Raw genomic sequence first — 1,010 nt, 5'->3', positions numbered from 1 at the left:
GGGTGTGGAGGTGGACTGGGAGAGGGTGTTCGCCGGGACGGGCGCCCGCCGGGTCGACCTGCCGACGTATGCCTTCCAACGCCAGCGGTTCTGGCTGGCAGCCACCGCTCCGACGACTGACGTGTCGCTGGGGCACCCGTTGCTCAGCGCGGTGATGGCGGTGCCGGAGACCGGGGGCGTGCTGTGTACCGGGCGGTTGTCGCGCACGGCCCAGCCATGGCTGGTCGAGGACACCGTGCCCTGTGCCGGCGTGGTGCCGGGAGCGGCTCTGGTCGAACTGGCGATCCGCGCGGGCGACGAGGTCGGTGCCGGTTCGTTGCGCGAGCTCACGATCGAGACGCCGATCGTGCTGCCTGCCACGGCAGCCCTTCGCGTCCAGGTCTCCGTGGGGGGTGCCGACGACGAGGGACACCGCACGGTCGGTGTGTACACCCGTGCGGACAACGGCGACGAGTTCTGGACCCGCCACGCCACCGGGACCCTGACCTCCTCTGACGCGGCTCTGGCACCAGGCAGTGAAGCGGCCGCGCCGGAGGAGTGCATCGAGCTTGCCTTGGACGAGGAACTCGTGGCCGATGCCGGGCGCTTCGGCCTGCACCCGGTGCTTCTGGAGGCCGCGGCCCGTGCGACCGGGTACTCCGGTCTGTCCGCGGAGTGGCGTGGAGTGACCTTGCATGCCACCGGTGCCTCGGCTGCCCGTATCAGGGTGACACCGGCCGCGAACGGTTCCGACGCGTCGCGCCTGGAAGTCTTCGATGTCACTGGCGAAGGTGCCTTGATCGCGTCGGTGGAGTCGCTCGTGTTGCGGGCGGTTCCCGAAGCGCAGTTGAGGGTGGCCGCGGGCGGAGTTGGTGACGCGTTGTTCCGGGTGGAGTGGTCGCCTCTGTCGGTGGTCGGCGATGTGGCTGCCGTCGGTGGTGTGGAGGTGTTGGAGGTGCCGTCGGTGGTGCTGGATGCCGGGGGTGTGCGTGAGGTGACGGCTGGGGTTCTGTCTGTGGTGCAGTCGTTCT

General features: G+C 70.0%; 1 protein-coding gene. It reads left to right on the top strand.

The genetic code is table 11. From position 1 onward, the window contains the following. A partial coding sequence (locus tag IE239_RS41460; RefSeq protein ID WP_190154607.1) for a polyketide synthase dehydratase domain-containing protein occupies positions 1–1,010 on the top strand: 1,010 nt, incomplete at both ends.

Origin of the sequence: Streptomyces humidus, assembly GCF_014649655.1 — a bacterium.
In the GTDB taxonomy this organism is placed as follows: Bacteria; Actinomycetota; Actinomycetes; order Streptomycetales; family Streptomycetaceae; genus Streptomyces; species Streptomyces humidus.
The sequence above is the reverse complement of the archived record's forward strand: the minus strand, read 5'-3'. Positions and strand labels throughout refer to the sequence as shown.